The organism is Corallococcus sp. CA047B (assembly GCF_003612065.1).
GTDB classification, from domain to species: domain Bacteria; phylum Myxococcota; class Myxococcia; order Myxococcales; family Myxococcaceae; genus Corallococcus; species Corallococcus praedator.
In genome coordinates, this window is record NZ_RAWD01000337.1 from 1 (window position 1) to 9724 (window position 9724).

5 protein-coding genes are annotated in these 9724 nt (G+C 71.1%); 2 read left to right on the forward strand and 3 right to left on the reverse strand.

The annotated features are described in order from the left end of the window. Nucleotides 1–35: 35 nt before the first annotated feature. Both D7X74_RS34590 and D7X74_RS34595 read left to right on the forward strand, forming a co-directional pair. The gene (locus tag D7X74_RS34590; RefSeq protein WP_233595942.1) at nucleotides 36–1133 is read left to right on the forward strand and encodes an AAA family ATPase; all 1098 of its coding nucleotides are present in this window, start codon (nucleotides 36–38) and stop codon (nucleotides 1131–1133) included. Between the two features lie 146 nt (nucleotides 1134–1279). Further along, the gene (locus tag D7X74_RS34595; RefSeq protein ID WP_120537265.1) at nucleotides 1280–1675 is read left to right on the forward strand and encodes a DUF5335 family protein; all 396 of its coding nucleotides are present in this window, start codon (nucleotides 1280–1282) and stop codon (nucleotides 1673–1675) included. Nucleotides 1676–1777: 102 nt separating this feature from the next. Here D7X74_RS34595 and D7X74_RS34600 read toward each other — a convergent pair whose 3' ends face one another. The 3 genes from D7X74_RS34600 to D7X74_RS34610 all read right to left on the reverse strand — a co-directional run bounded on the left by D7X74_RS34600 (nucleotide 1778) and on the right by D7X74_RS34610 (nucleotide 9706). Next, nucleotides 1778–2596, reverse strand: coding sequence for a M57 family metalloprotease (locus tag D7X74_RS34600; RefSeq protein WP_120537266.1), 819 nt, complete (start codon nucleotides 2594–2596; stop codon nucleotides 1778–1780). 325 nt (nucleotides 2597–2921) lie between these two features. After that, the gene (locus D7X74_RS34605; protein ID WP_120537267.1) at nucleotides 2922–4316 is read right to left on the reverse strand and encodes an MBL fold metallo-hydrolase; all 1395 of its coding nucleotides are present in this window, start codon (nucleotides 4314–4316) and stop codon (nucleotides 2922–2924) included. 305 nt (nucleotides 4317–4621) lie between these two features. Beyond that, nucleotides 4622–9706: a DNA topoisomerase 3 gene (locus D7X74_RS34610; protein WP_233602388.1), complete on the reverse strand. Its 5085-nt coding sequence runs from the start codon at nucleotides 9704–9706 to the stop codon at nucleotides 4622–4624. Nucleotides 9707–9724 lie beyond the last annotated feature (18 nt).

The window sequence follows — 9724 nt, forward strand, 5'->3', positions numbered from 1 at the left end:
GCGCCGAACCCTCCTCCTTCCCCGAAGGCCCGCCCATCCAGGAGCGCGTGGCCGCGCTGGAGATTTTGTCGCCCCAGGACATCGACGCGCGCCTGGGGGACCTGGGCTACCGGGGCCAGGCCGAGGCCCGCCGCGCCGCCGCCGTGCTCGCCTACCGCCACCTGCGCCGCATCCGCCGCCTGTACCTGGAGGGCCTGGAGCCGGAGCCCGGCACCCGCGAGAACGCCCTCTTCCTGGGCCCCACCGGCTCCGGCAAGACGTTCCTCGTGGAGCTGATGTTCCGCGAAATCCTGGGCGTGCCCACCGTGCTCGCGGACGCGACCCAGTTCTCCGAAACGGGCTACATCGGCGACGACGTCAACAGCCTGCTGTCCCGCCTCTACGAGGCCGCGGACCGCGACGCAGAGTGGGCCGCCTGCGGCGTCATCTGCATGGACGAGTTCGACAAGCTCGCCACCAGCCGCTCCGACAGCCGCTTCTCCGGCCAGCAGACCACCAAGGACGTCAGCGGCTTCGGCGTACAGCGCAGCCTGCTGCACCTGCTCTCCGCGTCCAACGCCACCTTCCCCCCCGACTTCGGCTTCACCAGCCGCATCCGCGCCGAAACGCTGGAGCTGTCCTGCCTCACCTTCATCGCCTGCGGGGCCTTCAGCGGCTTCCGGGGCACCGCTGAAACAATGGCCCACGTGGAGCGCGTGGGCTTCGGCCGCGAGCCCGGCAAGGGCGGCGCGCGCGACGCGGAGTCCATCGCCACGCGCATCACCGAGGAGCACCTGGAGAACACCACCGCGTTCGCCCGCTACGGCTTCATTCCGGAGCTCATCGGCCGCTTCAACCGGCTGGTGTCCTTCGCTCCGCTGGACGCGGCCACCCTGGGCGACATCCTCCAGAACAACGTGCTGCGCACCTGGGAGCGCGAGTTCGAACACGAAGGCCTCCAGCTCTCCGTGGACCCCGCCGTGCGCGACTGGATTGTCGCCCGCGCCCTCAAGCGGGAGACGGGCGCCCGCGGCCTGCGCACCGCGCTGGCCCCCGTGCTGGAAGCCGCCGCCTACGAGCACTTCGGCCACGGCCGCGCCGCCACGGTGCGCCTGGTGCTCAAGGACGACGCCGTGCACACCGTGCGCGACTGAGCGCCCCTCCCTTTCGTCGGGGGCAGCCGACACGGCGGGGCCCGGTCCGGGGGGCTCCCGACGCAACGGTCAGTCGGGCCCGTCCTTCATCCGCGCGTCACAGGCCTTACGGTTGAGGCACACGACACTCGCGCGGAGGCGGACGCATGGCACACACCACCAAGGAAATTCCCAGGGAGCAGTGGGCGAAGTACCTGGCGGACATCAGCAAGCGGGTGCGCAACGAGCGCGTGCGCGTGGAGTCCATCACCATGGAGTCCATCAGCCTGGATACCGGTGACCAGGAGATCGCCCGGAGCCTGCCGCTGGTGGAGATCTCCCTGGAGCAGAAGGGCAGCGACTCCGGCGCGGTGCAGATCGTCGCGGGCCACGACGACGACGTCATCACCCACCGCGTGCTCGAACCGGAGCGCATCAGCGCCGAGCTGGACGCGGACAGCGCCGCGCTGGAGTGTCTGGAGATCGCCGAGCGCGGCGGCGGCAAGCTGCTCATCTTCTTCGAGCGCGCGCTCGACGTGGAGGGGCCCTCCGTCCGCGCTTGAAGCGGGCGCTGGAAAACGACCACGGGACCGACAGGAGCCAGGAGGCTCCCACCGGTCCCGTGCACGCGGCGTCCGCCGCGCGAGGTCAGCGCTTCACGTCGCTCACGGATACAGCGCGCGGGCGCCCTGCTTGTCCAGGGTGGTCAGCACGAGGTCGCCCGTCTGGGTGCCGTTGCACTGGGGGTAGTGCATGACGGACGAACGGTCGTAGGTGGTGGTCAGCGCGCGCCACTGGGAGTCCTCGTAGCAGCCGGACGCGGTGGAGCGGGTGTGCTCGTGACGGAAGCCCAGCGTGTGGCCCAGCTCGTGGCGCAGGATGCCCGTGAGCGTCCAGGGCGACAGGTTGCCGAACGCGCTGCTGTCCACGAGGACGTTGCGGCCCGAGCGGGAGGAGTTCGGGAAGAACGCGCGCGCCACGTAGGACTGGCCGCTCACCGGGCGGATGTCGAACAGCACGCCCGCCTGGGACGCGGTGCAGGACGCGTCGTACTGGGACAGGTAGGTGAAGTTGACGTTCGCGGTGGCCTCCCAGGCCGCCGTCGCGTTCGCCATGGCGGTGACCATCTTCGCCTTGTTGGTCGTGCCGAAGGTGTTGCTGATGCAGTAGGTCAGGTTCAGCTTCTGGGTGGCGCTCCACTTGATGTCGCCGCCGATGTAGTACACGGCGAGGCCGTCCTGCGACTGGCCCAGCTTGGACTCCACGACGTTGTGGAAGTAGGCGGCCAGCTCCTCCTCGGACTCCAGCGCCTCGTCACCGTTGACGATGATCTTCCCGCCCTCCCACGGCTCGCGGACGGCGCTCGCCCGGAACTCCTCCCACGTCTGCGTCACTTCGGCTTCCTGCTGGGACTCGGGACCACCGCAGGCAGCACCGAGCAGCGAAACACCGGCCAGCATCGCAACAGAGCGGAACTTGAGCATTGAGAACTCTTTTGGGGTCCTACGAGGGATTGCGCCGCCACCGTTTGGCCTTCCCGCCAGTTGCGGAAGCCGCGCGCCGGGCCAATGAGCAACTGTCGGGCCAACCCCACCGACCCCGCCCTCCGGGGGAAGAAATCCGAAAACGCGGGATAGCTGGAGTGACCGCGCTCCAGGCTCCCGCGCTTCCGTTGTCACCCTTCGTGACAGACCTGTCACCAACCCCGCTGAAAGACAGGGCTTTCCCCGCACCTCTCCCGCTGCCTGAGAAAGAGACAGGGGGATGTCCTGGTTCCGGTCAGCCCCTCAGCCGGATTTACAGGACTTCCTAGAGGATGGCGCGGCGCACCTTCCAGTAGGTCTCCTTGGCCATGCGGAAGGCGCTGGAGTCGGCGGGCAGCAGGGTGCGCAGCAGCTCCGCGGACTGAATCTGGATGGGGCGCACGCAGTGGGCGTCCAGCTGGTGGCGCAGGTAGCCCACCATGTCGCGGCTCCGGTATTCGTTGAAGTAGTCGCGCAGCTGCGCGGCGGTGCGGGCCTTGCCGTTGTCCGCGTACTTGGCCACGTAGGGGCTGAAGTCCGGATAGAGGCTGCCCTTGCCGAAGCCGCCGTGGACGGTGGTCTTCATGAAGTTGCCGATGAGCAGGTCGTCGAACACCTGGTACTTCACGGCGGTCATCAGCGAGCCACGGGGCGCGTCGAAGGTGATGCCCTTGTCGAAGCGGCGCTTGTTGAACTCGATGACGTGCTCCCTGCCGCCCACGCGGAAGCGCAGGAAGTCCATCACCGTGCCCAGGTGTTCGACGGCGCGGAAGTACTGCTCCAACTGCTTCACCTCGTCCGCCTCCAGGCACTCGCTCCAGTCGTCGCCGTACTCCTTCGGATCCACCGGCGTGAGGGTGCGCTCCCGGGGGTTGATGGAGACGGAGGCGTCGTTGGTGAAGTCGTGGCGCAGGAAGGCCGGGAGCATCTGGCAGGTGGTGGAGTTGAAGCCCCGGGCGTAGTCGGGAAGCGTGGTGGTGTACTCGGCGGCCCAGAGGCTGTCGGCGCGCTGGTACTTGTGCATGGAGCTGAAGGGGACGAAGTAGCGCACCCCGTACGTCTCCGCCTGCCGCGCGATGGTCTGTCCCACGGGCGTCTTCGCCGCCGCGTACGGGAGGATGCGGTTCCCGTCCTCGGTGAAGAAGTTCATCATGTCCGCGTCGCCGTAGCCGGACAGGGCCAGGAGGAAGGTCTCGTCGTATTCCTTGATGACCCGGCGCACGAAGTGGCCCTGGCCCCGGTCCCCGGCGTCGTTGAGGTTGACGATGAGCCGGCCGCCCACCTCCACCAGCAGCACCGCGTCCTGGTTCACGTCCGGCAGGCAGAGCACGCGGATGCGCGGGGACAGCCGCGTCCACTCGCGGTCCGCGAGCACCTGGACGCGGAAGCCTGCCTCGCGCAGGTCGTCCCGGATGCGGTGGCCCACGTGGTTGGGCACCAGCAGGGTGCGCTCGCGCAGCTTCTCCAGCGACTCCATGCTCAGGTGGTCGGGGTGGCCGTGGGAGAGCCACACGTAGGCGCAGTCGCGGATGGACTGGCGCTGCTCTTCCGGAATCTCATGCGACAGCGTCCAGCTGCCGAAGTACGCCGTGCCGTCCGTCCAGGGGTCGGTCACCAACACCGGCCCGTTGTCGTGACAGATGAGTGTGGCGTTCCCAATCGTCTCGAAGCCCAGCTCCATCGTTGCGCGCCCCCTTGAACCCCCACGTCGCCCATGCGCGTGTTGGGTGAGAAGGTGGCACCCGGCCCCACGCTCACAAGGTTGGGAAACAACCTTCACGCCCGGCTGGTCGCTGTCCGCCCCGACAGCCCAGGAAAAGGCTTTCCCTTGTCGGCCGGTTCGCGTGGGGCACCCGGGCGGATCCGCGCCCTTTCGAATCCCTCCCCTGCCCACGCCGTGGCGCGGGTTCGCGTGCGCGGTGCGGCGGACCGACACACGCAGGCCGTAAAGGGCGCCCAGCGCGAGGCTGTCCTGCGGCGGACGCTCTACCGACGGCGCGACACGAGCGAGAGGATCTGCGCGCCGTAGCGCTCGGTGAGCGCGGGCCCCACGCCGTGGATGGACAGCAGCTCCGCGCCGCTGGAGGGCCGGGCGCTGGCGATGGCGTCCAGCACGCGGTCGGTGAGGATGCGGAAGGCGGGCACCTTGCGCTTGCGCGCCTCCGTGAGCCGCCAGGCCTTGAGGGACTCCACCAGGGCGGGAGCGGCCTCCGGGGCCGCGTGGCCGGCGTCAGGCGTCTGGCGCGACGCGTTCCACGAAGCCCGGGGGCCCGGGGCGGGATCCGCCGGGGTGCGTGCCTTCCAGCTCCGGCCCGGGGCGGGCGCGTCCGGGGCGAAGGACTCCTGGGAGAAGTCCGCGTCGGTCCGGTCCACGCGCGGGGACTGCCACGGTTCGGCGCGGCTGCCGGCGCCGCGCCGGGTGCCCGTGGTGGCGGCGCGCTTGCCGCGTCCCTTGGAGGGCTCGGTGCTCGCGCGCTTGCGAGGGGCCCGCTTCGACGCCGCGGGGGCAGCGCGGCCACGGCGCTTCTTGGGGGATTCCTCGCGCGCCTGGGGGAGCACCACCTGGCCGGGCGCGATGACGCGTGCGCGGCGGCCCGTGTCCGTCAGCGACAGCCGCTGGAACAGGATGACCTGCCCGTCCTTGTCGAAGGAGTCCGAGTCCAGGCGCACCAGCCCGGAGCGGGCAAGTCCACCCACGAGCCGTTCGAAGTCGCGCCGGTGGAGCGCGTCACCGAACAGCTCGCGGTGGAGCCGCCCGGTGGCCTGTCCGTCGCGCGCGTGCAGGGCCTCCAGGATGCGGCCCAGCGCGTGCGCCTCCACCGCGGAGGGCTCCTCGAAGCGCACCACCTCGCAGGTCTCCGGAGCGCACACGTCGCACAGGCCACACGCCGCGCCGGAGTCCTGCAGGTCGCCGAAGTGCGCGACGAGGTGTCGCATGCGGCAGCCGTGCGCCTCCGCGTAGCGGCCCATCTGCTCCAGGTGGAGCTGCTTGCGCTCGCGCTGCGCGATGTACTGCACCGCCCAGCCCGCGCGCCCGCGCCGCACGTCCTCGTCCGGCGTCATCTCCACGCCGCCGTGGATCCACAGTTGTTCGAGCGCCTTGTCGAACACCTCCGGGTCCCCTCGCACGCGGGCCTGGAGGGAGCCCTTGGGCTCCAGCTCGTTGGACGTGGCCTGGTACAGCCGCTCCAGCACGGCGGGATCCGGGTAGTCGCGGCGGTGGAAGAACTCGTGCGTGCGCCGGTCCACGAACGCGTGCAGCAGCACGGCGCGCGAGTCCTTCCCGTCGCGGCCCGCGCGGCCCAGCTCCTGGTAGTAGCCCTCCAGGCTGGCCGGCAGCGCCGCGTGGATGACGGTGCGCACGTCCGCCTTGTCGATGCCCATGCCGAACGCCGTCGTGGCGACGATGACCTCCAGGTGGCCCTTGAGGAAGGCCGCCTGGATGCGGTCGCGGTCCGCGGGCGGGAGGCCCGCGTGGTACGGCGCGGTGTGGAAGTCCGAGGAGAGCAGCTCCGCGTACTGCTCCGCGTGCTTGCGCGTGGACGCGTAGACGATGGCGGGCCGGTGCTCCGGGTTTCGCAGGAGCGTCAGGATGGCCTCGCCGCGAGCCCCCGGGTTCAGCTCCCGCACCTCGATGGCGATGTTGGTGCGGCGGAAGCCGTGAATGAAGGTATGCGCCGCGCCGCCCGTGGAGCCGCGCAGCCCCAGTTGCTGGACGATGTCGCGCTGCACGTCCGGCGTCGCGGTGGCGGTGAGGGCCACCACGGGGGCCGGGCGCAAGAGCGGCAGGCGCGAGCCCAGGAGCCGATAGTCCGGACGGAAGTCATGCCCCCACTGCGAGATGCAGTGCGCCTCGTCGATGGCGATGAGCGAGGGCGTGCGCCGGGCCAGGAACTCGCCGAAGCCGGGGACGCCCAGGCGTTCGGGTGCGATGAAGAGGAAGTCCAGGCGACCTTCCAGGTACTCGGCGCACACCTGCCGGGAGGCGGCCCGGTCGCGGCCGGAGTGGATGCGGTCCGCAGCGAACCCGAGCGACTGGAGCCGCAGCACCTGGTCCTCCATCAGCGCGATGAGGGGACTGACGACGAGCGTCGTCCCGGCCCGGGCCAGGCCGGGCAGTTGGTAGCACAGCGACTTGCCCGCGCCCGTGGGCATCACCAGCAGCAGGTCCTCGCCGGACGTGGCCGCGCGGCAGACTTCTTCCTGGTACGGCCGGAAGTCTGAGAAGCCGAATGCCTCCTTCAACAGGCCCCGAAGCTGGTTCGGCGGCGTGGGCGCGCGAGGCACCCGCTCCGGCCGGCCGCTCCCCATGTTCACGCCCTGGGGCTGCCGGCGGGCACGGCCGAAGCCCTCGGCGGACGCCTGCACGAACGCGGTCCGCACCTCCGCGGAGGGAATCAGCGGAGGGGCTTCCTGCCCCCGGAGCGATGCGCCCCGCGGGTCCTGGAGCGCGCCGCTGGAAGCACCGTGCGAAAGGCCCGCGCCCGAGGAGATGGCATTGCGCGACAGGTGCGAACCCGGGGGCGCGGCATCGCGCGACAGGTGGGAACCTGAAGCAGCAGCGTCGCGCGACACGTGGACACCCGGACCCACGGCCTCGCGTGATGCAGCGGAGCCCGAAGCGGCATCGCGCAGGGAACCCGCCCCCTCCCGCGCGGCGCCGGCGCGGGCTTCGAGGGCATCGCGCGCGGAGGCCGCAACGACGGCGGACGCGGCCTCACGTGCACGGAAGAGATCCTCGACGGCGCCCTGCGCGGGATGCTGTCGGGCGGCCTCGAAGCGCCCGTTCGCGGGCGCCTGTCCGCCTGCGTGAGTCAGCGCTCCCCCGGAGCGCCCGTTCGCGGGAGCCAATCCGCCCCCATGGGACGCCATACCGCCGCCGCCCCCGTTGGCGGGCACGGCTCCGCCCTGGTGGGACGCAGCACCGCCCAAGCGCCCGGCATCGGACGCACGGGAGAAGTCCTGCGTGGCTCCACCCGAGGCACTCCCCCCACCGGACGACAAGGCCCGAGCCCCGCCCGCATGCACCGGAGTTGGAGGCAGCGACGACGGCGCCTGCCCCACGACCTCACGCACGTACGCCTCGATGCCGCTCAGGAACGAGTCCAGCTCGCCCTGCCCGCGCTCGATGCGCTGGAGCCACGCTTCCCACTGGCCCGTCATGACCGGGGACTTCACGTCCGGATGCACCACCTGGATGAGGTGGATGCCCTTGTCCGTGGCCTCCAGCCGCTTGCCCTGGCGGATGAGGTACTCGCGCTCCAGCAGCACTTCGATGATGGATGCGCGCGTGGCGGGCGTGCCCAGCCCCGTCTCGCGCATGGCGTCCGCCAGTTCCTTCTCGTCCAGGGTGCGCCCGGCCGACTCCATCGCCGTCAGGAGCGTCGCGTCCGTGAAGCGCGGCGGCGGACGCGTGCGCTTCTTCACCGCCTCCACGTCTTCCACCGTCTGCGCCTGTCCGCGCAGGAGCCCCGGCGGCAGGTCCTGGGGCTCGTCATCCGGCTCGTCGTCCTTGTCCTCGCCCTTCTTGCCCTCCGTGCGGGGACGCGGCGCCTTCTGCCCGCCGCCCAGGTCCAACACCTTCCACCCCACGCGCTCCACCTGCGTGCCGGCGCTGTGGAAGCGGTCCACCACGGCGCTGGTGTCCCCCTTCGACGTCACCGCCGTGATGACCGTGGTCACCTTCCAGACGTGGTCCTCGTGCCAGGCCTGGAGCACCCGCCGGCACACGAGGTCGTAGAGGCGCTGCTCGTCCGGCGACAGCCGCACACCGGCAGGCGACGTGGGCGTGGGGATGATGGCGTGGTGGTCCGTCACCTTCGCGTCGTCCACGTAGCGCTTGCCCAGGGGCCGCTCACCCGTGCCCGGCGCCAGGTCCTCCGCGTAGGGCGCCTGGATGGCGCGCACCACCTCCGGCAGCGTGTCCGCCACCGACTCCGACAGGTGCCGGCTGGCGGTGCGCGGATAGCTCAGCAGCTTGTGCTTCTCATAGAGCACCTGCGCCACCTCCAGCGTGCGCTGCGCGCTGAAGCCGAAGAGGCGGTTGGCGTGACGCTGCAGCTCCGTCAGGTCGTAGAGCAGCGGCGGCGGCATCCGCTTCGTCTCCGCGTCCAGCGACTCCACCGCCGCGAGCCCGCCCCTCACCCGGTCGATGATGCGGCCCGCCTCCACGCCGTCCACGTCCAGGCGCCGGGCCTCGCGCACGCTGTCGAAGCCCGGGGGAATCACGGGCTTGCCGTCCGGCCCCGAGCGGAACCACGTGCCCTGGTAGCGAGTCCCCGCCGCCGCGCCCTTGCCGCGAGGGGCGAAGGTGGCCACCAGCTCCAGGTAGTCCCGGGGCACGAAGTCTCGGATCGCCAGTTCGCGCTCCACCACCATGGCCAGCGTGGGCGTCTGCACGCGGCCCACGGACAGCATGCTGCCGAAGGTCCCGCTCGCGAGCGTGTAGAGGCGCGACAGGTTCATGCCGACGAGCCAGTCCGCGCGGCTGCGGCCCATGGCGGCATCGGCCAGCGGCGCGTAGGCCCGGCCGTCCTTCAGCTTCTGGAAGCCCTCCAGGATGGCGCGCTCGGTGAGCGACGACACCCACAGCCGCCGCACCGGCTTGCGGCACCCGGCGGCATCGTAGATGTAGCGGAAGATGAGCTCGCCCTCGCGGCCCGCGTCGGTGGCGCACACGACCGCGGACACCTCCGGCGCGTTCATCACGCGGCGGACCACCTCGAATTGATCCTTCGTCTGCGGCGACACGACCAGCGGCCAGTCCTGCGGCAGCATGGGCAGGTGCGAGCGGTGCCAGCGCTTCCACTCGGGCTTGATTTCATGCGGCTGGGCCAAGCCCACCAGGTGGCCCAGGGCCCACGTCACGATGTAGCCATTGCCGCGCAGGCAGCCTTCGCCGCGCTCGGTGGCGCCCAGCACCCGGGCGATGTCGCGCGCCACGGCCGGCTTCTCCGCCACCACCGCGAGGACGGAGCCCCGCCCACCGCGAGCCGTCGTTGCGTTCGCGCCACCGTCCCGCGCCACCGTGCTGCTCCGTCCGGGCGACTCGCCCATTGCGTCCCACCTCATGGCCTGTCCCCTCCCACC